Origin of the sequence: Methylobacterium aquaticum, assembly GCF_001043915.1 — a bacterium.
In the GTDB taxonomy this organism is placed as follows: domain Bacteria; phylum Pseudomonadota; class Alphaproteobacteria; order Rhizobiales; family Beijerinckiaceae; genus Methylobacterium; species Methylobacterium aquaticum.
Window position 1 is genome coordinate 1 of the sequence record NZ_LABX01000272.1, and the last position, 20,855, is coordinate 20,855.

Below are 20,855 nucleotides of genomic sequence, written 5' to 3' on the forward strand. Positions count from 1 at the left end.
TTCGCCGCCGTGGTCACCGGTCCGGCGACAAAAACCCGCGATAAAAAGGAACCAAAGCGGACGAAGCGTGGGCCTGCCGATGCACGTCTGCTTAGAACGACGCCGTGGAGACCAGTGTCCCTCGGGCGCCCTTACACCGCAGCCAGAAGATCCGCCCGGTACAACCCGGCCGCCGCCGCCGGCACCGTTCCCGCCTCGGTCTGCCCCGCCGCCGCCATCTCGTCGACGAGCCAGCCGAGGAGCGCCGGGTCGGGGGTGAGTTCCCGTTCGCCGAGCACGAGGTAATCCGCGGCCTCGACCACCGGCCCGCCGGGCGCGAGCCGCAACGTCCCCGCCAAGGCCCGCAGGATCAGCGCCGGATCGATCCCGAGATGGCGCGGAGCGCCCAGCAACGCGGCCAGGTCCTCCCGGTTCTCCGGGTCGCCGCACCAGCGCGCCGCCCGCTTCAGGGCGCGCAGGAGGGGGGCGGCGCGGTCCTCCATCTCGGCGGGGAGCGCCAGCACCTTCTCCGGGCAGCCCGGCGTGAGCGCGCTGCCCAACGCCGCGATGCGGCCGACCCCGGCCTCGACCGCGACGCTGCTCCAGGGCGCGCCGACGCAGAAGCCATCGATCCGGCCGCTCTCCAGGGCCGCAACGGTCCGGGGGGGCGGCACCACGACGAGGCGCACCGCCGAAAGCGAGCTGCCGCCGAGCGCCAGCAGGCGGCGCCACTGATAGGTGTGGGTGGAATAGGGGTGGACGGTCGCGAGCATCAGCGGGCGCCCCGCCGCGGCCCGGGCCTCCGCGACCCGGGCGAGCGCCCGGGCCACCTCCGTCACGGCGTCGGATGCAGCATCGAGTGCCTGCCAGAGCGGCAGCGACAGGGTCACGGCATTGCCGTTGCGGGCGAGCGCCGCCGGGGCGATCAGGCGGGCCTGCGGCCCGCTGAGGCCGAGGTGGCAGGCAAGCGCCAGCGGCGCCAGCATGTGGGCGCCGTCGAGGAGGCCGAGGGCAAGGTGATCGCGCAGGGTGGCCCAGGACGGTTCCGCCACCAGGTCGACGGCGAGCCCTTCCGCCTCCGTGAAGCCGCGCTCCACCGCGGCGATCAGCACCGCGGCATCGGTGAGCGGGACGTAGCCGAGCTGGAGCCTCATCCGAGCAGGTCCGCGGCAGTCACGATGGCACGCGCGATGTCGACGATCTTGCGCTTCTCGTTCATCGCCTTGCGGCGGAGCTGCTTGTAGGCCTCGTCCTCCGTCAGCCCCTTGGCGCTCATCAGGATGCCCTTGGCGCGCTCGATCAGCTTGCGGTCGGCCAGTTCGCCCCGCGCCTCGGACAGCTCGCGCTGGAGCCGCGCGAAAGCGTTGAAGCGCAGGATCGCGATCTCGATGATCGGCTTGATCCGCTCGGCGCGCAGCCCGTCGACGATATAGGCCGAGATGCCGGCATCCACCGCCGCCTGCATCATCGGCGTGTCCGAGCGGTCGACGAACATCGCCACCGGCCGCTCGACGAGGCGCGAGACGCCGAACATCTGCTCCAGGAGGTCGCGGCTCGGGCTCTCGAGGTGGATCACCACCACGTCGGGCGAGAGGGCGGAGAGCCGGTCGAGGAGGTCGGCGGTGTCGGGGATCACCACCACCCGGGCGCCCTCGACGGCGCGCAGGCCCTCTTCCAGGATCGCGGCCCGGGCGCGGCTCGGGTCGACGACGGCGATGGTCAGGGCCTCGCCCACGGACGGAGCCGCCGAAGCCGAGGATGGGGTTGCGCGGTCGGGCATGTCGGCGTCGGATCACGCAAATGTTGGGCCTTGTGGGGCGGCGGTCCCGCCCGGCTGGCACCGGAGATCGGCCATGCCGCCCTTACCCCAAGGAGAGGGCGGTGGGGAGAGCCCAGATGGGGGGAGTATCGGCGGCGCGCGCCGTCGCCCTCGACACGAAAGCGCAAAGAAATGGCCCCGCTTCGGCCCGAAACCTGCGCTTCATTCCGGCATCGATGGCGGGGAGGTTCGGATGCGGCAGGACGAGCGGATGCGCAAGCCGGCGGATGCACGCGCGATCGGAAGCCTGCCCGACGCCTCGCGGGGCTACCTGCCGCTCCTGCCCACCGCCTGCGTGGCGGTTTGCCTCGCCGCCGGCTCGCTGTACTGGCGCGAGGCGCCGCCGCGGGCGCCGGCAGGCCACGTCGCCGCGATCCAGCCGCTGCCGCCGGGAAACGATCTCTTCCGGATCGGGCCGGAGGGTGACGGGCGGATGCGCGCGCCCTACCCGATCGAATTCGAGCAGCAATTCCCGCTGATCGCCAGCGTGCCGGCCGAGGCCGCCGCGCCGGTGCTGCCGACCCTCGAGACCAGGCCCGACGGCAAGGCCCCGCGCCGCACGGCGGCGCACCGGTCCCGGGCCGTGCCGGCGCTCGCGGACCTGCGCCCGCCGGCCCGGCCCGACGACCTCAAGCCCCGCAAGCCCTCGGCGGAGAGGCTGGAGCCGGCGACCCGCACCGCGAATACGGGGGGGGAGCCGGAGCGCTCCAGGCCCTGGCTGCCCTTCGCGCCGACGGGCCAAATGGTGACGCAGACCATGGTGGCGCTCGGCGACGGCGTGACCAATGCGGGCGCCGCGATGATCGATCTCATCGACCGCCGGCGCTGAGAGCGGCACGGCACGGGTTGGCGAGGGTCGGGTTGGTCGTTGGGACAGGCCGCTCTAGCTAACGGCGTCACGGCTTACGTTCGGGACGCATCATGGCGCTGCTCATCGAGGATTACGCGCTGGTCGGTGACGGGCGCAGTGCCGCGCTGATCGGGCGCGACGGCAGCGTCGACTGGCTGTGCTGGCCGCGCTTCGACGCCTCGGCGTGCTTCTCGGCCCTGCTCGGGACCCGCCAGGATCACGGCCACTGGCGCATCGCGCCCACTGCCGCGGCGACGAGCACCCGGTGCTACCGCGAGAACACGCTGGTGCTCGAGACCACCCACGAGACCGACGAGGGCGCGGTGCGGGTGGTCGACTTCATGCCGGTCGAGGACGGCACCCATCTGGTGCGCCTCGTCGAGGGCGTGCGCGGCCGGGTGGCCATGCGCATGGACCTGGTGGTGCGCTTCGATTACGGCTCCGCAATCCCCTGGGTGTCGCGCAGCGAGAACGACGACCTGCGGGCCATCGCCGGGCCGAACAAGCTGGTCCTGCGCACCCGGGCCCCCCTCAAGGGCGTCGGCCAGACCACGGTGTCGGAGTTCACCGTCGAGGCGGGTCAGAGCATGGCCTTCGTGCTGAGCTACGGCCTCTCGCACGAGGAGGATCCGCCGCCGATCGAGCCGCGCCGGATGCTGGCCTCCACCACCGCCTGGTGGCGCTCCTGGTGCCAGCGCTGCCGCGGCGGCACGCCCTGGGACGCGGTGCTGACCCGCTCGCTCCTGACGCTCAAGGCCCTGATCTACCGGCCGACCGGCGGCATCGTGGCCGCCCCCACCACCTCGCTGCCCGAGCAGATCGGCGGCGTGCGCAACTGGGATTACCGGTTCTGCTGGCTGCGCGACTCCACCTTCACGCTGCTGGCGCTCATGGATGCGGGCTACATCGACGAGGCCCGGGCCTGGCGCGACTGGCTCACCCGGGCGGTGGCGGGCAGCCCCGAACAGGCCCACATCCTCTACGGCATCGCCGGCGAGCGGCTGCTCCCCGAGATCGAGCTGGACTGGCTGCCCGGCTACGAGGGGTCTCGGCCGGTGCGGGTCGGCAACGCCGCCGCCCAGCAATTCCAGCTCGACGTCTACGGCGAGTTGTTCGACGCCCTGTTCCAGGCCCACCAGCGCGGCATGCTGGCCGACGAATCCGGCGTCCGGGTCGGCCGTGCGCTCCTCGATCACCTGGAGCGGGTCTGGCGCGAGCCCGACGAGGGCATCTGGGAGGTGCGCGGCGGGCGCAAGCACTTCGTCCACTCGAAGGTGATGGCCTGGGTCGCCTTCGACCGGGCGATCCGGTTCTATGAGGAGCAAGTCTCTCGCGCCCGCGCCGACGACGAGCCCGCCGCCGGCGACGCCGGGGCGGTCGCGCGCTGGCGCGGCGTGCGGGACGAGATCCACCGCGAGGTCTGCGAGAAGGGCTTCGACCGGGACCTCAACAGCTTCGTGCAGTATTACGGCGCGAAGGACCTCGACGCGAGCCTGCTGCTCATCGCCCATATGGGCTTCCTGCCCCAGGACGACCCGCGCGTCGTCGGCACCGTCGAGGCGATCGGCCGCGACCTGATGCATGAGGGCTTCGTCCTGCGCTACGACACCCACGGCCAGACGACCGACGGCCTGCCGGCCGGCGAGGGCGCGTTCCTGCCATGCAGCTTCTGGTACGCCGACAACCTGATCGGGCTCGGCCGGTGCGACGAGGCCCGCGCCCTGATCGAGCGGCTGCTGTCGCTCTGCAACGATGTCGGGCTGCTCGCCGAGGAGTACGATCCGGTGCGCCGGCGCCAGGTCGGCAATTTTCCGCAGGCGTTCAGCCATGTCGCGCTCGTCAACACGCTTCTGAACTTCAGTCGGGCGACCGGACCCGCTAAGGAGCGCGGCGGAGACCCGGACGCCTCGGGCCATCCGGGCGCGCAGCCCGTGATGCCCCCGCAGGCGGCTGAAACCCCCGCGACCTGAACCGTCGCAGGGGCCGCCCCTTCTTTCGACCGACGAGGCCACCCAATGAGCGCAGCCGACACCAAGCCGAAGGCCGGCACCAGCGAGATCGACCAGCGCTGCATCGACACGATCCGCACGCTGACGATCGATGCGGTGCAGAAGGCCAATTCCGGCCATGCCGGCGCACCGCTGGGCCTCGCCCCGGTCGCCTTCACTCTGTGGAACCACTATCTCCGCTACGACCCGGCGAACCCGCACTGGCCGAACCGCGACCGCTTCGTGCTCTCGGTCGGCCACGCCTCGATGCTGCTCTACAGCCTGCTCCACCTCGCCGAGGTGGCGGAGAAGGACGGCGCCAACGCCCCGGCGGTGAGCCTGGAGGACATCAAGACATTCCGCCAGCTCGACAGCCGCACCCCGGGCCACCCGGAATACCACTTCACCACCGGCGTCGAGGTCACCACCGGGCCGCTCGGCCAGGGCGTGGCGAATTCCGTCGGCATGGCGATGGGCGGCCGCTTCCTCGGCGAGCGCCTCGCCTATGGCGACCGGCCACTCTTCGACTACAACGTCTACGCGATGTGCAGCGACGGCGACCTGATGGAGGGCGTCTCGGCCGAGGCCGCCTCGATCGCCGGGCATCTGCGCCTGTCGAACCTGTGCTGGATCTACGACAACAACACCATCACCATCGAGGGCCATACCGACCTCGCCTTCAGCGAGGAGGTCGCCGCCCGCTTCCTCGCCTATGGCTGGCAGGTTCTGCGCGTCGCCGACGCCAACGACACGGTGGCGGTCTCCCACGCCATCGAGACCTTCCTGCAGTCGGGTGACCGCCCGACGCTGATCATCGTCAACTCGGTGATCGGCTACGGCGCGCCGACCAAGCAGGGCACCCCGAAGGCGCATTCCGACGCGCTCGGCACCGACGAGGTCAAGGGCGCCAAGCGCGCCTATGGCTGGCCGGAGGATGCCCAGTTCCTGGTGCCGGACGGCGTCTACGACAATTTCCGCAACGGCATCGGCGCCCGCGGCAAGGCCCTGCGCGCGGAGTGGCTGGCGCTGGTCGAGGAGGTGAAGGCCGGTGACGCCTCCCTGGCCAAGGATCTCGCCACCTATCTCGATGGCGACTTGCCGGAGGGCTGGGACGCCGACATCCCGGTCTTCCCCACCGATGCCAAGGGCCTCGCCACCCGCGAATCCTCCGGCAAGGTGCTGAACGCCATCGCCAACCGGGTGCCGTGGCTGCTCGGCGGCTCGGCCGATCTCGCGCCCTCGAACAAGACCAAGCTGGAGAGCCCGGAGGCCGGCACCCTCGGCCCGTTCACGCCGGGCGGCCGCAACATCCATTTCGGCGTGCGCGAGCACGCGATGGGCTCGATCGTCAACGGCCTCGGCCTCGTCGGCCTGCGCGCCTACGGCGCCACCTTCCTGGTCTTCTCCGACTACATGCGCCCGGCGATCCGGCTCGCCGCGCTGATGGAGGTGCCGGTCTTCCACGTCTTCACCCATGACTCCATCGGCGTGGGCGAGGACGGGCCGACCCACCAGCCGGTGGAGCATCTCCTGGCGCTCCGGGCGATCCCCGGCCTCGTCACCTTCCGGCCGGCCGACGCCAACGAGGTGGCGGAAGCCTACCGGGTCATCATGCAGCTCAAGCACCAGCCGGCGGTGCTGGCACTGAGCCGCCAGCCGCTGCCGACCGTCGACCGGGAGAAATACGCCCCCGCCTCCGGCACCGCCAAGGGCGCCTACGTGCTCGCCGGGGCCGACGAGGCGAAGCCCGACGTGATCCTGATCGGCACCGGCAGCGAGGTGCAGCTCTGCCTCGGTGCCTACGAGACCCTGACGGCGGACGGCGTGAAGGCGCGGGTGGTGTCGATGCCGTCCTGGGACCTGTTCGAGCAGCAGGACGAAGCCTATCGCAACAGCGTGCTGCCGCCCGAGGTGACGGCCCGCGTCGCGGTCGAGCAGGGCTCGGTGATCGGCTGGGACCGCTACGCCGGCAGCACCGGCACGATCCTGGGCATGCACACCTTCGGCTCCTCGGCGCCGATCAAGGACCTTCAGACCAAGTTCGGCTTCACGCCCGAGAAGGTGCTGGAGGCAGCCCGCGCCCAGTTGGCGAAAAAGAAGGGCTGACGCGACACGCCATCGGGAGCCCGCCGACGATCGTCAGCGGGCTCCCTCCGTCTTTCCGTCCATCCGCATCGCGGCAGGACAGGAAGAGGCGCGGGATCCCGGACGCAGTGAGGCGACCCGGCCCCTGCGCCGTTTCACGATGCGGCTAGCGAACCGCCAGGATCTCGACCGGCGGCCCCTGCGCGTCGGTGAACACCCCGGCCGTCAGCGGCCTGCCGAACACCGCTCCCGTATCGAGGTTCGTCCGGGACGCCCGCAACTCGGGCCGGCCGTGCCGTGTCGGGGTGTGGCCATGCACGACGTGACGGCCGAAATCGTGGCCCGAGGAGAGGAACGGCTCGCGCATCCACAGCCGGGTCTCGCGGTCGCTCGCCTCCGCGCTCCGCGCCGGATCGAGGCCGCCATGGACGTACCAGCGCTGCGCATCGCCATGCAGGGTCGGCAGGGCGGCGATCCAGGCGACGATGTCCGCCGGAAGGTCGCTCGGGCGGGTGACGCCGTAGGAGGCGAGCGTCGGCCCGCCGCCGTTGAGCCGCCACAGCTCGGGATCCCGCCCTGAGACCGCATCGAGCAGCATCGCCTCGTGGTTGCCCATCAGGCAGGTCACCGCCTCGGGCTCGCGCTCCTGCAACGCCTTCAGGGTCGCCACGGCGCCGGCGCTGTCGGGTCCGCGATCGATCGCGTCGCCGAGGAAGACCAGGCGGCGGGGCCACCCGGCCCGGTGCAACTCGATCTCGGCCAGGAGACGGGCGAGCAGGTCCGCGCGGCCGTGGATGTCGCCGATGGCGTAGGTGAGCATGAAAACCGTCTCTTCGCACCTCGCCCGGCAGGACCGGTCAGGCGACCGCCTGGACCAGCCGGATGGACCGCACCGCCTCGGCATCGAGGTAGCGCAGGGTATGGGAGAAGCCCATCGGCCGGTGAAAATGGTAGCCCTGCATCAGCACGAAGCCGAGATCCTCGAGCAGCCGGGCCTGCTCGGCTGTTTCGATCCCCTCCACCACGCAGGCGAGCTTCAGGTTAGCGGCGAGGGCCGCGATCGACGTCACGATGTCGCGGCTGGCCGGATCGGTGGTGACCTCGCTGATGAAGCTGCGATCGATCTTGAGCTTGTCCAGGGGCAGGCGGTGGACGTAGCTCAGGGACGAGTAGCCGGTGCCGAAATCGTCGAGGGCAATGCAGATGCCGTGCGCCTTCAGCGCCTCGAGCACAGTCTGGGCCTGCGCCACGTCCTGGATCAGCGCGGTCTCGGTCACCTCCAGGATCACCCGCTCCGGCTTCACGCCGCTGGCCCGGATCGCCGCGACGATGCCGGCGGCGGCTTGCGGCGAGGCGATATCGGCCATCGACAGGTTGAACGACAGGGCGACCTGGTCCGGCCAGGCCCGCGCGGCGGCGAGCGCCTGGCCGAACAGCACGGTGGTGATGCGGGTGATGAGGCCCGAGCGCTCGGCGATCGGCACGAACACCGCCGGGGAGACCGGGCCGAGTTCCGGGCTGGTCCAGCGCGCCAGCGCCTCGAACGCCACGGTGCGGTCGCGCCTCACATCGACGATCGGCTGGAAGACCAGGCTCATCTCCCGCGCCAGATCGGCATGGCGCAGGGCCTGCTCGATCACGCTCTGGGTGCGCAGCAGGCGCTCGTGCTCCTCGGTGAACAGCACGGCGGCGCCGCGGCTGTTCGCCTTGGCGTAGTACAAGGCGTAATCCGCCCGCTCGACGAGCTGGGCCGCCTTGTGGCCAGCCTCCGGGTAGGCGGCAAAGCCGATCGAGGCGCCGATCTGGGCGCTGCCGCCATTGGGCAACCGGAACGGTGCCGCCAGGGCGTCGCAGATCCCCTCGCCCATCGTCGCGAGGGCGGTGCAGCCGCGCAGGACGAGGCCGAACTCGTCGCCACCGATGCGCGCCACCACGCCGGCCTCGCCCACCACGTCCCGCACGCGCCGGGCGACCTCCTGCAACACCGCGTCGCCGGCGCCATGCCCGTGGGCGTCGTTCACCGGCTTGAACCCGTCGAGATCGATCAGGCCGACGACGAACGGCCCGGACCCAGCCTCCGCCTCGCTCACGGCCTGGTCCAGGGAGGCGAAGAAGCTGCGGCGGTTGGGCAGTTCGGTGAGCATGTCGAGATTCGCCAGCCGCATGTTCTCCCGGCTCAGCCGCCCGAGCTCGACCTGCTGCCCGATCAGTCGGGTGAAGTCGCGGTAATAGGTGACGATCACGAAGGCCAGTGCGGCGCTGACGATCACCAGGTTGAGGCCGATCGCCCGCATGACCTGGTTGTCGACGCTGCTGACATGCAGGCAGAACAGGACGGTGACGATCACCATCACCAGCAAAGCCGCCGCCCGCAGGGGCCCGAGGCAGAAGACGCAGGCGATCGTGGTGGTGCCGACATAAAACAGCATGTGGGCCTTGGCGTAGGCGTCGCCGTAATGGAACAGCGCGCAGCCCCAGGCCATGAACCCGACCGCCAGCGCGCCCGCGATGACGACCGTGAGCCGCAGCTTGGCGGCGATCCGGGTCTCGTCGATCGGCTGTCGGCTGCGGGCGAGCCACAGCCCGAGGCGCACGGCGCACACCGCCAGCAGGACGCCCAGCGGATAGAGGGTGAGCCGATCCGGCGCGACGCCCCGATAGGTGAACGCCAGAGCCGTCGAGTTGATCGCCAGGATGATGTAGAGCAGCGGAACCTGGCTATGCAGGGCCTGCATCTGGGCCCGCATCAGGTCCGGGTTCCCGGTCTCGACCCGGAACAGATCGACCATCGTCTGCATCCTGCGCACTGCGCGTCCACCCCGTCCGGTCGAGCCGATCATGGCACTGCACCTTCTGCCAAACATCACGGCCGCTTGAATCAAAGGTTACCTGAATGCTCCGAGCCAGCATTTGACGGTTAGCCACGAGCGTCCACGCCATGCGCGTGCCCCCGCGCAGAGGCTTCAGGGTGTGTCACGGCACCAGCCGTATCGCCAAGCCCCGAGTCAAGCCCCGTCTGCCACCCTCCGATATTTGAGCAGATCCTGTCCTTTGAGGCGCCGCCAGCCGATGGAAGTTGCTTCAAATCTGCGAACCTGCCGTCGAAACCCGGGCGCGATCGCACCGACGCCCCGGCTCCCCCGCGACACGATGCCGTCGCGCCCCGCTCTTCCCGGCTTTGCCTCGCGGGCCGGGTTGCGGTTTAACCCCGGACTGCGGGCCGGTCGCGGCGCTCTCTCCACGGCTTTCCCCGGCAGCGACGGGAGACCCGATCCCTTGACCGACACGGCCTACGCTCTATTCCTCGATTTCGACGGGACCCTGGTCGAGATCGCCCCTCGCCCCGACGGCGTCGTGGTTCCGCCCGCCCTGCCGTCAGGACTGGCGCGGCTGCGCACCCGCCTCGGCGGGGCGCTGGCGCTGGTGACCGGGCGGCCGATCGCCACCATCGACGGGTTCCTGGCGCCGGAGCGCTTCGACGTCGCGGGCCTGCACGGGGTCGAGCAGCGGCGCGACGGCCGGGTGGTCGGCGGCGATCCGGCGGCGCATCCCGCCCTGCGGGCGGGCGTCGCCACGTTGCAGCGGGAGACGGCGGACCTCGACGGCGTGCTGATCGAGGACAAGGGCTGCTCGGTCGCGGTGCATTGGCGGCTCGCCAACGACACCGATGCCGCCCGGGCGCAGGAGGTGGTCGCGACGGTGGCGGAGCCCCTCGGCGCGGCCTACCGGTTGCAGCAGGGCAAGGCGGTGGCCGAGATCCTGCCCGCCAGCGCCACCAAGGGCCATGCCATCCGGGCCTTCCTGCGCGAGGCGCCCTATGCCGGCCGCCGGGCGATCTTCATCGGCGACGACCTCACCGACGAGAAGGCGTTCGTGCCGGTGAACGCGGATGGCGGGATCACCGTGCGGGTCGGGCCCGGCGAGACCGTGGCCCGGCACCGGGTGGCCGACCCGGCGGCGGTGCGGGCCCTGCTCATGGGCTGGGCCGCGGGCGGGGCGATCGATCCCGGATCGCTTCCTCCGGCCTGACGGCCTATCCGCCGGCCCGTCCATGCTTTAACCCTCGCCCGACATCACGCACAGGAACGATCCCGTCGATGCGCCGTTCGCCCTTCGTCCTTGCCGGAGCCCTCACGATCGCCATGACCGCTTCCGCCTCCGCCGATTCCTTCGTCACCGCCCCGTCCGGCCTCCAGTACAAGGACACGGTCGCCGGCACCGGCCCACAGCCGGCAACCGGCCAGACCGTCAGCGTCCACTATACCGGCTGGCTCTACCAGGACGGCAAGAAGGGCAAGAAGTTCGACAGCTCCCTCGACCGCGGCCAGCCGCTCAACTTCGCGGTCGGCACCGGCCAGGTCATCAAGGGCTGGGACGAGGGCCTGTCGACCATGAAGGTCGGCGGCAAGCGCACCCTGATCATCCCCGCCGATCTCGGCTACGGCGCCCGCGGCGCCGGTGGCGTGATCCCGCCGAATGCCACGCTGATGTTCGACGTCGAATTGCTCGGCGTGCGCTGACGTCTCCGGGTCCCGGGCGCGCCGCGCCCGGGACCCGCGTCTACACCTCCAGCCACTCCCGTCGCACCGCCTCGTTGGCCGACAGCGCGGCCGGCGTGCCCTCGAACACGACGTGGCCGTGGCCCATCACGTAGAGGCGCTGCGACAGCGTCATGGCGATCGTCAGCTTCTGCTCGACCAGCAGCACCGACACCCCGCGGGCGGCGATCTCGCCGATCAGCTCGGCGACCCGGGCCACCATCTGCGGCGACAGGCCCTCCGTCGGCTCGTCGATCATGATCAGGTCGGGGTCGCCCATCAGGGTCCGGCAGATCGTGAGCATCTGCTGCTCGCCCCCCGACAGCACGCCGCCCGGCGTGTCGATCCGCTCCTCCAGCCGCGGAAACAGCCGGAACATGTCGGCATAGGACCAGCGCCCGCCGCGTTTGCCGCTCTTCTCGCCCAGCGCCAGGTTCTGCCGCACCGTGAGCTTGGGGAAGATCGCCCGCTCCTCCGGCACGTAGCCGAGGCCCCGGCGCGCCACCGCGTAGGGCTTCAGGCCGGCGATCGGCTGGCCCTTGAAGCGGATCTGCCCGCGGGGCGGCACGTCGCCCATGATCGCCTTCAGGGTCGTCGAGCGTCCGACGCCGTTGCGGCCGAGGATCGACACGATCTCGCCGGCGCCGACCCGGAAGCTCACGCCTTGCAGGATGTGGCTCTTGCCGTAATAGGCGTGCAGGTCCTCGACCTCGAGGAGCGCCGGCGCCGGGCTGCTTGCCGGCATCGCCAGGGCGGCGCTCATGCGGCCTTCTCCCCGGTGGCGACGCCGAGATAGGCTTCCTGCACGGCGCGGTTCTCCCGGATGCGGGCGGGCGTGTCGGTGGCGATGATGCGGCCGTAGACCAGCACCGAGATGCGGTCGGCGAGCCCGAACACCACCGCCATGTCGTGCTCGACCATCAAGAGCGTGCGCCCGGTCGTCACCTCGCGGATGAGTTGCGTCGCGTGCTCGCTCTCGCTGTGGCTCATCCCGGCCATCGGCTCGTCGAGCAGGATCACCCGGGCATCGCTCGCGATGGCGATGCCGATCTCGAGCGCCCGCTGATCGGCGTAAGCCAGCAATCCCGCCGCCACCGCGGCGCGGTGGCCGAGGCGGATGCGGGAGAGAATCTCCTCGGTGCGCTCGGCGACGCCGGGCAGGGTCTCGACCCCGCGCCAGAAGGACGGGCCGTGCCCCATCGCCCGCAGCACCGCGCAGCGCACATTCTCCCACACGCTGAGCTTGGGGAAGATGTTGGTGACCTGGAAGCTGCGCGCGAGGCCGGCCCGGTTGATCGCCGCCGGGCGCCAGCCGGTGATGTCCCGGCCCTCCAGCGTGATCGTGCCGCTCGTCGGCGCGAAGCGGCCGCTGATCAGATGGAACAGCGTCGACTTGCCGGCGCCGTTCGGCCCGATGATGGCGTGGCGCTCGCCCACCGGCACCGAGAGATCGACGCCGTTGATGATCTTGGCCGGCCCGAAGCTCTTGTGGAGGCCCGACAAGGTGATTGCGGGCTGGGTGCTCGCGACGGTCATGCCAGGGTCTCCTTGGCGGCGGCGGAAGCCTCGTGCCAGGCCGCCGTGACCCGGGGCAGCACGGCCCGCAAGGCCAGTCCGCCCCCGAACGCCATCGCGCCGGCGACGATCCAGGGCAGGAGATGGGCGGCGTCGAAGGGCAGGCCGGCGAGGCTCATCGCGGTGCCGTCGCTCGCCTTGACCAGCACCCGGAAGGCCATCTCGATCAGCGCGATCGCGCCCGCCAGCAGGAGCGCGAACGGCCCGAGCGCCAGCAGGTAGGCCGGCAGAAGCCGGTGGGCGGTGCCGGCGCGGATGAGCGGGCCGTGCATCAGGGCCAAGCCCGCGATGCCGCCGGGGGCGAACATCACGATGGCGATGAACAGGAGCCCGAAATAGAGCTGCCAGACCTCCGTCAGGTCGCTGAGGGAGACCTGGAGCAGCGTCACCACCACGGCACCGACGACCGGCCCGATGAAGGTGCCGATGCCGCCGATGAAGGTCGCGAGCAGCACCACGCCCGACTGGTGCACCCCGAGATAGGCCGAGTTGGCGATCTCGAAGTTGATCGCCGCCAGCCCCCCGGCGACACCGGCGAACAGGGCGGACAGACAGAAGGCGGTGATGCGGATCGCCTGCGGCTCGTAGCCCAGGAACTCGACTCGCTCCGGGTTTTCCCGCACGGCGTTGCACAGGCGCCCGAGCGGCGTCCGGGTGATCGCGTACATCGCCACGCCGCAGACCAGGCACCACGCGGCGATCAGGTAGTAGACTTGGATCTGCGGCCCGAAGCTGAGATCGAAGACCCGCAGCATCTTGGTCCGGTTGGCGGTGATGCCCTCCTCGCCGCCGAAGAAGCTGTGCAGGATGTGCGAGCCCGACGAGACCAATTCGGCGATGCCGAGCGAGATCATGGCGAAGACGGTGCCGGCGCGCCGGGTCGAGATCGCCCCGAACAGGATGCCGAAGGCGAGGCCGGCGAGCCCGCCGACCACCGGCATCAGCGGCAGCGGCACCGGCAGGCGCAAGGACGCCACGAGGTTCATGGCGTGGACGGTGAAGAAGGCCCCTAAGCCGTAATAGACCGCGTGGCCGAAGGACAGGAGCCCGGTCTGCCCGAGCAGCATGTTGTAGGACAGGGAGAACACCACCATGATGCCCATCAGGCTCATCATGGTGAGCGCCGTGCCGCTGGTGAAGACCAGCGGCGCCGCGACCAGGATCGCGGCGGCGGCGAGCCAGGGCAGGACCTGGGCGGCAAGACTGAGCCCCCGCGGGCGGATCGCCGGGCGGCGGCCGGCCTGCGCGAAGGCCCCGGACGGCGCGATGTCGGCGAGGTCGCTCATGCTTCGCGGTTCCCGAGCAGGCCGGTCGGCCGCGCGATCAGCACGAGGACCAGCAGGAGATAGGGGATGATCGGCCCGATCTGGGCGATCGTCACGTTCCAGAGATCGCCGAGCACGCCGCCCGAGGGCGCGGCATCGATGCCCAGTGATTGCAGGACGCTGGCGACCGAGACGTCGAGCGAGATGGCGAAGGTCTGGACCAGCCCGATCAGCAGCGAGGCCGCGAAGGCGCCGGTGAGGGAGCCGAGGCCCCCCACCACCACGACGACGAACAGGATCGGCCCGAGCAGGCCCGCCATGTTGGCCTGGGTGACGAGGGCCGGCCCGGCGATGACGCCGGCCACCGCGGCGAGCCCGGTACCGACGCCGAAGACCAGCATGAACACCTTGGGCACGTCGTGGCCGAGCATCGCCACCATGTTGGGATGGGTCAGCGCCGCCTGGATGATCAGCCCGACCCGGGTGCGGGTGAGCGCCACCAGCAGGGCGATGAAGATCGCCACCGAGATCGCCAGCATGAACAGCTTGTAGGCCGGATAGTTGGTTCCGAACACCGTGAAGGCCGGAAAGTCGAGCGCGCCCGGAACGCGGTAATCGACCGGCAGCTTGCCCCATACCATCTGCACCACCTCCTCGATCACGTAGGCGAGGCCGAAGGTGAAGAGGAGTTCGGGGACGTGGCCGTGGCGGTGGACGTTGCGCAGGCCGTAGCGCTCGACGAGCGCGCCGATGCCGCCGACGACGACCGGAGCGACGACGAGGCCGACCCAGAAGCCGGTGAACTTGCTGATCTGGTAGCCGAAGAACGCTCCCAGCATGTAGAAGCTGGCATGGGCGAAGTTCAGCACGCCCATCATGCTGAAGATCAGGGTCAGGCCGCTTGCCATCAGGAAGAGCAGCATCCCGTAGAGCACGCCGTTCAGCGTCGAGATGATGACGAGTTCGAGCACGCGGGGTCTCCTGCCGGTGCGGGGTGCCGAAATGGTGGGTGCAGGGCGGGAGGTCCCGCCGGACCCCATGGACACGAAATTCGAGTGCTTGAGTTTGCTGTCAGATTTTAGAACGCAGAATCGCCAGAGAGGGGATCCCGCGCCGGCGCGAAAACCGTCTCCGACGATTGCAACAGCGACAGATCATCTGCGCCTCGCGTCATCCGCGCGAGGCGCTCTGCCGCCGCCTCAGCTCGGCCGGTCCATCTTGCAGGTGGTCGGCAGCAGGGTGTCCTGGGCGGCGATCTCGCCGGCGCCGGTCCAGCCCCAGCCGGTATTCTCGCTGTCCATGACCTTCGCGGTGTCGACCGGGCCGAAGCGCGAAATGTAGATCGGCTGGAAGATCTGGTGGTCGTCCGGCCGGATGAAGCTGTCCTTGCCGTAGAGCGTGTCGTTGTGGATCGCGTCCATCGCCTTGGCGATGGCCTTCGGGTCGGTCGACTTGGCGGTGAGCGTCGCCTTGGACAGCACGTTCATCAGGTTGACGATGCGCGCATAGGTGATCTCCTGGCCGGTCTTGGCGCGGAAGGCGGCCTCGAAGTCGTGGGCCGGCTTGTAATCGATGTTGGCGTAGCCCTCGGAGATCTGGAACACCCGGTCGGGAAGGTTCGCCTGCTTGATCGCCGTCGGGCCGCCGCTGCCGCCGCCGTAATAGGTGTAGAAATTGGCCTGCAACCCGGCATCGCCCGCGGCCTTGAGCAGGAGCGCCATGTCCTGCGCCCAGTTGCCGGTGATCACCGTGTCGGCGCCCGACGCCTTGATCTTGGCGATGTAGGGCGAGAAGTCGTTGACCTTCTGGAGCGGCGCGACCTCGTCGCCGACGATCTGGATGTCGGGCCGCTTCTCCTTCAGCATCGCCCGGGCGGCCGCGCGCACCGCCTGGCCGTGCGAGTAATCCTGGTTGATCAGGTAGACTTTTTTGATCTCCGGCTTGCCCTTGATGTAGTTCGTCAGGGCCGCCATCTTGATGTCGGAATTGGCGTCGAACCGAAAATGCCAGTAATTGCACTTGGCATTGGTCAGCGCCGGATCGACCGCTGCATAGTTGAGGTATAAAATTTCCTTGCCGGGGTTACGATCGTTGTACTTTCCAACAAAGTCGATCAGCGCTGCGCCGACCGAGGAACCATTGCCCTGCACCACGATCCGGGCACCGGAATCGATCGCCTTCTGGAGCTGGACCAAGCTCTCCTGCGGGTTGAGCTTGTTGTCGTAGCCCGTCACCTCGAGCTTCAGGTCGGTGTTCTTGGCGTTGAGCTGGTCGGCCATGAACTGGAAAGTCTTCAGCCCGGCCTCGCCGGTGCTGGCCCCGCCGCCCGAGAGCGGATCGACGAAGGCGATCTTCAGGCTCATCGGCGCGGCGAGCGCAGTCGAGGCCGCCAGGGCCACGAGGCCGGCGGCCGTGATGCGCGCAAGGGTCTTGACCAAGGCGTCCTCCTGGAATGGCGTTCCGTTGTTCTTGCCGGTGTTCTTGCGGCGCGCCGTGTTCGGCGTCGCCCGGGGTGCTTCGCCCCCTTGGGCTGACAGTGCCTCCCCGCTCAGGGACGGTCAAGTCGCGAAATGACGATCCGCATCGCGAAACATGTTGCCGAGCCGGCACTGTATCGCCACCCTAGGGGCGGCCCGGACGGACCCGTCACAGGGCGTGGGAGGGAGGCGGCAGCATGGCACAGGCGGTGGCGGCGCGCGCCGGCGCGATCGTGCAAGACCCGGTCGGACAGCAAGACCTGATCGGACAGAGCGCGGCGGAGCCGGAGGATGGCGACCGGCAATTCGTCACCGCGCTCGCCCGCGGGCTCCAGGTCCTGCGCGCCTTCCGGGACGCGGCCGAGATGCTGGGCAACCGCGAGATCGCGGCCCGCACCGGCCTGCCCAAGCCCACCGTCTCGCGCCTGACCCACACGCTCCTGTCTCTCGGATACCTCGTCCACGACCCGGAGGGGGAGCGCTACGGCCTCGGCCCGGCGGTGCTGGCGCTCAGCTCGGCCTTCCTGCGCCAGAACTCCTTCCCCCAGATGGTGAAGCCGTTCCTTCAGGACCTGGCCACCGCGGTGCAGGCCCACGTGGCGCTCGGGCTGCTCGACGGGCTGTCGAGCGTCTATGTCCAGCTCTGGCGCGGCCAGGGCCAGCGGATCGTGCTGTCGAGCGAGGTCGGCTACCGCCTGCCGCTCGCCCGCAGCGCGATGGGCATGGCGACCCTGTCGAGCCTTGGCGAGACGGAGAGGACCGCGCTCATGACCCGCCTGCGCCGGGACGGCGCCGATGCGGCGCGGCTGGAGCAGACCTATCGCCGCTGCGCCACCGAGATCGCCCAGCAGGGCTTCTGCGTCGGCATCGGCATCTGGCACCAGGACATCAACGCCGTCGCGGCCCCGATCCAGGCCCCCGGCGGGCGGGGTCACTTCGCCCTCAACGTCAGCGGCCCGGCCTTCCTGCTCACCGAGGACGTGCTGCGCCACGATACCGGGCCGAAGCTGATGGAGACGATCGCGCGCATGCGCGCGCTGGGGATCGTGGATTGAAAACCTCTTCGATGGATGTCGAGGGCGTTCACACCCTCCGCGGCAGGCAGGCCCGCTTTCGCGGCCCCGGGCTGGCGCGGAGGCCGTCGAACCTGCCGAGCCGGCCGATCCAGCCCTGACGGATCAGCCGTCCTCAAGCCCGGCGAACCATGCCGCATAGGGCGTGGTGCGGGCGAGATGCCGGGTGTAATCCGGCGCGCCGTCGGTCCACCAGGGCGGGCCGCGCTCGCCGAGGCCACGCTTGGCCGCATCGACCGCTGCGCGGGCCGTCGCCAACCTTTCGCCGCCCGCCGCCTTCGCGTCGCGCACCGCGCGGCGGGCCCGCATCAGGTCCTGCACCAGGGCCTCGCGCCTGTCCGCCGGCAGGTCCGGATCGGACCGGCGCCACAGCCGCCCGCGCACCACGAGATAGCGCCCGTCCGGCGTGGTCGGGACAGTCTTTCCCGGCATCACCGTAAGCCCGGCGCAGATGCGGCGTGTCTTGAGGGGGTGTTAAACCTTCGCGCGCAACCTCGTCGCGGGAAGCGGGAGTCAGTCCTCCTGCCTGGGGGCGCCATGCATATCGTCGTCGTCGATCCGAGCCGGGTGGTGCTCAAGGTCATCAGCGGGCTCCTGACGCCCCGCGGCCATACCGTGGACACGTTCACGGATTCGCGCGAGGCGCTCGATTTCATCACCGACAACGCGTCGGTCACCGCCTTGATCACCAGCCTGGAGGTCCGCCCCCTCGGCGGCCTGGAGCTGTGCTGGTCGGCCCGCTTGCTCGCGGATGCCCATCGTCCGCTCTACATCATCACGATGTCGTCGGCCCGCAACGCCCGCAACCTGTCGGAGGCGCTGGACAGCGGCTCCGACGACTTCATCGACAAGCCGCCGAGCCCGGAAGAGCTGTATGCCCGGCTGCGGGCCGCCGAGCGGATGACCGGGATGCAGCGCGAGCTGATCCGCCTCGCCGAGACCGATGCGCTGACCGGGCTCCTCAACCGCCGCGCCTTCCTGCAACGGGTCGGCGACGTTGCCGACCGGGCCGGCGCTCATGGGCGGCTGGCGATGGTCGTGGCCGACATCGACCATTTCAAGGTCATCAACGACCAGCACGGCCACGAGGTCGGCGACACGGCGATCCGGGGCGTCGCCGCGGAGATGCTGACGGAGTCCGGCGGCATCGCCGGGCGCATCGGCGGCGAGGAATTCGCCGTGGCGCTGCCCGGGCGCACCCTCGAGGACGCCGAGGCCGCCGCGGGGCGGCTGCGGCTGCGCTGCACGCAACTGCGCTTCAAGGGCCAGCGCGGCCCGGTGCAGCTCACCGCGAGCTTCGGCGTGAGCGCCTGGTCGGAGGGCGAGACCGTGGGCGGCCTGCTCAAGCGCGCCGATATCGCCCTCTACGAGGCCAAGAGCACGGGCCGCAACCGCGTCGTCTCGGCGGCCACCGACCTGATCCTGGCGCGGGCAGGGTAACCCGCCTCCTCGCCGGCCCCGTCGATCGCGAGCGTGAGCGCGGGATCGGCGGTCGCCTGGACAATCACGTCGTCGGCGACGCGCCGGGGCATCGTCGGCACGGCGCCTTCGCCGGGCCGGTCCGGGTGCCGGCCGAGATCGCGCATCCCCTCAGCGTCATCGCGGCGGCGCCAGTCCGGCCCTGATGCGCGCGCACCACGCTGCTCGTCCGCAATGGTGGCCGGCCGGCTGCCAATCTCGACCCGGCCGGCGCTGCTGGCGAGCAGCGCGCCCGGGCATTTCGGCGCCGCTGCCGTCGCGGTGAGCCTCGTTTGGCGCTCGGCGCCCGGCCCCGTCCCGCCGCCCAGTGAGGCGGCGAGGGACCGCGCCCGCACGATGGCCGCCGCGCCCAGACCGATCGGCGGCGTGCTCGACCTCCCAACGCCTTCGGTGGACGTCACGATCGCCCGCGCGGCGGGGACGGTCGGGCGCGGCCCTGGCGGTGGATCATGCGCGACGCCAACGGTGCGGGGCCAAAAGGTGTCTCCGCCGGACGCGGTCGGGCGCCCGGCCGGGCTCGTCCGCTCGGGATTGCCGCGGCTGGCGGAGGAGGCCGAGACGGCATTCCCGTTCTGCGCGGCGACGCAGAGCGGCCTGTTCCACCTCACCCCGCGGCGCCCTGGTGCCGGAACCGCCGCGGTTCCGCCCGTCCCGGCCCGACCTCCGTCCCGGCCTGACCCAATGCGGGAAAATACCGAGGCCCGCGTTCCAAACTGGTCTGGACTCGCGGGTGCCACCGGACCACACGGCTGGCCTCTCCGACCACCCATTCGCGACATCCTGCCGCGGAGTCGGTCTACCTAGGCAATTCTCCCCTCGGGCGTGCCCTGTTCGTGCCGCAAAGTGCGACCGGGCCCGCCGGCTCCGGCCAAGGTGGAACGGGGCTTGATCAGTCTCCTCCGTGGGCACCGCGCCTGTATCGCGCTGGGACGGAGGCAAACGGCATGAGTGACGCCGTCAGGGTTCTGATCATCAACGAGCCGTCGGATCTGGGCGCCGCCTTCCGGGCGACGCTGGAACATACGCCAGCCCTGCGGACGGTGGGGGCGGCGGAGCTGGAAGACTCGGGCACGACTTGCGTCGTCCTGGCCTTCGCGCCCGAATACGATCCGGCAGCAGTGGCGGCCCTGCGCGAGCGGGCGCCGGAGGCCCGGATCCTGGTGGCGTTCCAGGCCGCCGGTGCGGCGGAGATCGGCCGCTTCGTGGAGGCCGGCGCCGACGCCTTCGTGGCCCGCTGCGCGCCCCCGCGCGACATCTGCGCCACCATCCTGGCGCTCGCCCAGGACCGGCCGCTGCACGAGGGCGAGGCGGAGGCTCCTGCCCCCGAGGTGGCGGCCGAGAGCCTGGGGCTCACTCCGCGGGAGGCCGAGGTGCTGCGCTTCCTCTCAGCCGGCTTCAGCAACAAGGAAGTGGCCCGCCGCCTCACGGTGAGCGTGCGGACCGTCGAGACCCACCGGCTCAACCTGCGCCGCAAGACCAAGACCGGCCGGCTCAAGGACCTGGTGCAGCTCGCCCGGCAGATCGGCCTCGCGCCGGTGCTCGACGGCGAAGCCCGGCCCCTGCGGCGCATCAACCACGAGACGCACCGCGTCGCCTCTCATTGAGAGGCGACGCGGGATCGGGCGGTCCGCAGGCGACCGCCATCGTCGTGCCGGCCGGCTCAGGCGGCCCTGCGGGGTGCCGCCTTGCCGGCCCGGGACTTGGATCCCGACTTGGCCCCCGACTTG

General features: G+C 70.6%; 19 protein-coding genes. 8 read left to right on the forward strand and 11 right to left on the reverse strand.

The features are described from left to right. Positions 1-131 precede the first annotated feature (131 nt). Positions 132-1,133, reverse strand: coding sequence for a CmpA/NrtA family ABC transporter substrate-binding protein (locus VP06_RS28630; protein WP_048467210.1), 1,002 nt, complete (start codon positions 1,131-1,133; stop codon positions 132-134). After that, positions 1,130-1,759, reverse strand: a complete 630-nt coding sequence (locus VP06_RS28635; protein WP_048467211.1) for an ANTAR domain-containing response regulator — start codon at positions 1,757-1,759, stop codon at positions 1,130-1,132. Before VP06_RS28635 ends, VP06_RS28630 begins: the two co-directional genes overlap by 4 nt. 232 nt (positions 1,760-1,991) lie before the next feature. Here VP06_RS28635 and VP06_RS28640 point away from each other — a divergent pair, with 232 nt between their 5' ends. From VP06_RS28640 to tkt, 3 genes are all read left to right on the forward strand, one after another. After that, a complete protein-coding gene (locus VP06_RS28640) occupies positions 1,992-2,627 on the forward strand; it encodes a hypothetical protein (protein WP_048467212.1) in 636 nt (211 codons plus the stop codon). Between the two features lie 92 nt (positions 2,628-2,719). Continuing rightward, on the forward strand, positions 2,720-4,618 hold the full coding sequence (locus VP06_RS28645; RefSeq protein WP_048467213.1) for a glycoside hydrolase family 15 protein: 1,899 nt from the start codon (positions 2,720-2,722) through the stop codon (positions 4,616-4,618). 45 nt (positions 4,619-4,663) lie between these two features. Further along, complete coding sequence (gene tkt, locus VP06_RS28650; RefSeq protein WP_048467214.1) at positions 4,664-6,742, forward strand: transketolase; 2,079 nt, start codon at positions 4,664-4,666, stop codon at positions 6,740-6,742. 145 nt (positions 6,743-6,887) lie between these two features. On the opposite strand, the gene VP06_RS28655 is transcribed toward tkt, so the two are convergent. Together VP06_RS28655 and VP06_RS28660 are read right to left on the reverse strand one after the other, a co-directional pair. After that, positions 6,888-7,541 (reverse strand): metallophosphoesterase family protein, encoded by a 654-nt coding sequence (locus VP06_RS28655; protein ID WP_048467215.1) that lies wholly within the window; start codon positions 7,539-7,541, stop codon positions 6,888-6,890. 37 nt (positions 7,542-7,578) lie between these two features. Further along, positions 7,579-9,510 carry a putative bifunctional diguanylate cyclase/phosphodiesterase gene (locus VP06_RS28660; RefSeq protein WP_197093311.1) on the reverse strand — a complete coding sequence of 644 codons (1,932 nt, stop codon included), beginning with the start codon at positions 9,508-9,510 and terminating at the stop codon, positions 7,579-7,581. Positions 9,511-9,997: 487 nt separating this feature from the next. On the opposite strand from VP06_RS28660, the gene otsB reads away from it, so the two are divergent. After that, positions 9,998-10,750, forward strand: coding sequence for a trehalose-phosphatase (gene otsB / locus VP06_RS28665; RefSeq protein WP_048467217.1), 753 nt, complete (start codon positions 9,998-10,000; stop codon positions 10,748-10,750). 68 nt (positions 10,751-10,818) lie between these two features. Then, positions 10,819-11,241 carry an FKBP-type peptidyl-prolyl cis-trans isomerase gene (locus VP06_RS28670; protein ID WP_048467218.1) on the forward strand — a complete coding sequence of 141 codons (423 nt, stop codon included), beginning with the start codon at positions 10,819-10,821 and terminating at the stop codon, positions 11,239-11,241. A 40-nt stretch (positions 11,242-11,281) separates the two neighbouring features. Here the strand turns inward: VP06_RS28670 and VP06_RS28675 are convergent, their stop codons facing one another. The 5 genes from VP06_RS28675 to VP06_RS28695 all read right to left on the reverse strand — a co-directional run bounded on the left by VP06_RS28675 (position 11,282) and on the right by VP06_RS28695 (position 16,537). Then, positions 11,282-12,022, reverse strand: coding sequence for an ABC transporter ATP-binding protein (locus VP06_RS28675; RefSeq protein ID WP_082167676.1), 741 nt, complete (start codon positions 12,020-12,022; stop codon positions 11,282-11,284). After that, the gene (locus VP06_RS28680; protein WP_048467219.1) at positions 12,019-12,795 is read right to left on the reverse strand and encodes an ABC transporter ATP-binding protein; all 777 of its coding nucleotides are present in this window, start codon (positions 12,793-12,795) and stop codon (positions 12,019-12,021) included. Before VP06_RS28680 ends, VP06_RS28675 begins: the two co-directional genes overlap by 4 nt. Beyond that, a complete protein-coding gene (locus VP06_RS28685) occupies positions 12,792-14,120 on the reverse strand; it encodes a branched-chain amino acid ABC transporter permease (RefSeq protein ID WP_082167677.1) in 1,329 nt (442 codons plus the stop codon). Before VP06_RS28685 ends, VP06_RS28680 begins: the two co-directional genes overlap by 4 nt. Beyond that, entirely contained in the window at positions 14,117-15,070 is a 954-nt protein-coding gene (locus VP06_RS28690) for a branched-chain amino acid ABC transporter permease (protein WP_048467220.1), read from the reverse strand. Before VP06_RS28690 ends, VP06_RS28685 begins: the two co-directional genes overlap by 4 nt. Before the next feature lie 228 nt (positions 15,071-15,298). Further along, complete coding sequence (locus VP06_RS28695; protein WP_048467221.1) at positions 15,299-16,537, reverse strand: branched-chain amino acid ABC transporter substrate-binding protein; 1,239 nt, start codon at positions 16,535-16,537, stop codon at positions 15,299-15,301. Positions 16,538-16,773: 236 nt separating this feature from the next. On the opposite strand from VP06_RS28695, the gene VP06_RS28700 reads away from it, so the two are divergent. After that, positions 16,774-17,631, forward strand: a complete 858-nt coding sequence (locus tag VP06_RS28700) for an IclR family transcriptional regulator (RefSeq protein ID WP_048467222.1) — start codon at positions 16,774-16,776, stop codon at positions 17,629-17,631. 123 nt (positions 17,632-17,754) lie between these two features. Here the strand turns inward: VP06_RS28700 and VP06_RS28705 are convergent, their stop codons facing one another. Further along, positions 17,755-18,081 carry a hypothetical protein gene (locus VP06_RS28705; RefSeq protein ID WP_048467223.1) on the reverse strand — a complete coding sequence of 109 codons (327 nt, stop codon included), beginning with the start codon at positions 18,079-18,081 and terminating at the stop codon, positions 17,755-17,757. Positions 18,082-18,186: 105 nt separating this feature from the next. Between VP06_RS28705 and VP06_RS28710 the strand changes: the two genes are divergently transcribed. Then, on the forward strand, positions 18,187-19,089 hold the full coding sequence (locus VP06_RS28710) for a GGDEF domain-containing response regulator (RefSeq protein WP_048467224.1): 903 nt from the start codon (positions 18,187-18,189) through the stop codon (positions 19,087-19,089). Here the strand turns inward: VP06_RS28710 and VP06_RS36790 are convergent. Next, complete coding sequence (locus tag VP06_RS36790; RefSeq protein ID WP_156295831.1) at positions 19,014-19,529, reverse strand: hypothetical protein; 516 nt, start codon at positions 19,527-19,529, stop codon at positions 19,014-19,016. The two genes, VP06_RS28710 and VP06_RS36790, sit on opposite strands and share 76 nt — an antisense overlap. A gap of 543 nt (positions 19,530-20,072) precedes the next feature. On the opposite strand from VP06_RS36790, the gene VP06_RS28715 reads away from it, so the two are divergent. Further along, positions 20,073-20,732 carry a LuxR C-terminal-related transcriptional regulator gene (locus VP06_RS28715; RefSeq protein WP_048467225.1) on the forward strand — a complete coding sequence of 220 codons (660 nt, stop codon included), beginning with the start codon at positions 20,073-20,075 and terminating at the stop codon, positions 20,730-20,732. Positions 20,733-20,855: the final 123 nt, after the last annotated feature.

Excerpts from the sequence above, each read along its gene's own strand:
- VP06_RS28630 (WP_048467210.1), bottom strand. The coding sequence starts at position 1,133 with ATGAGGCTCCAGCTCGGCTACGTCCCGCTCACCGATGCCGCGGTGCTG.
- VP06_RS28635 (WP_048467211.1), bottom strand. The coding sequence starts at position 1,759 with ATGCCCGACCGCGCAACCCCATCCTCGGCTTCGGCGGCTCCGTCCGTG.
- VP06_RS28640 (WP_048467212.1), top strand. The coding sequence starts at position 1,992 with ATGCGGCAGGACGAGCGGATGCGCAAGCCGGCGGATGCACGCGCGATC.
- VP06_RS28645 (WP_048467213.1), top strand. The coding sequence starts at position 2,720 with ATGGCGCTGCTCATCGAGGATTACGCGCTGGTCGGTGACGGGCGCAGT.
- tkt (WP_048467214.1), top strand. The coding sequence starts at position 4,664 with ATGAGCGCAGCCGACACCAAGCCGAAGGCCGGCACCAGCGAGATCGAC.
- VP06_RS28655 (WP_048467215.1), bottom strand. The coding sequence starts at position 7,541 with ATGCTCACCTACGCCATCGGCGACATCCACGGCCGCGCGGACCTGCTC.
- VP06_RS28660 (WP_197093311.1), bottom strand. The coding sequence starts at position 9,510 with ATGGTCGATCTGTTCCGGGTCGAGACCGGGAACCCGGACCTGATGCGG.
- VP06_RS28670 (WP_048467218.1), top strand. The coding sequence starts at position 10,819 with ATGCGCCGTTCGCCCTTCGTCCTTGCCGGAGCCCTCACGATCGCCATG.
- VP06_RS28675 (WP_082167676.1), bottom strand. The coding sequence starts at position 12,022 with ATGAGCGCCGCCCTGGCGATGCCGGCAAGCAGCCCGGCGCCGGCGCTC.
- VP06_RS28680 (WP_048467219.1), bottom strand. The coding sequence starts at position 12,795 with ATGACCGTCGCGAGCACCCAGCCCGCAATCACCTTGTCGGGCCTCCAC.
- VP06_RS28685 (WP_082167677.1), bottom strand. The coding sequence starts at position 14,120 with ATGAGCGACCTCGCCGACATCGCGCCGTCCGGGGCCTTCGCGCAGGCC.
- VP06_RS28700 (WP_048467222.1), top strand. The coding sequence starts at position 16,774 with ATGGCACAGGCGGTGGCGGCGCGCGCCGGCGCGATCGTGCAAGACCCG.
- VP06_RS28705 (WP_048467223.1), bottom strand. The coding sequence starts at position 18,081 with ATGCCGGGAAAGACTGTCCCGACCACGCCGGACGGGCGCTATCTCGTG.
- VP06_RS28710 (WP_048467224.1), top strand. The coding sequence starts at position 18,187 with ATGCATATCGTCGTCGTCGATCCGAGCCGGGTGGTGCTCAAGGTCATC.
- VP06_RS28715 (WP_048467225.1), top strand. The coding sequence starts at position 20,073 with ATGAGTGACGCCGTCAGGGTTCTGATCATCAACGAGCCGTCGGATCTG.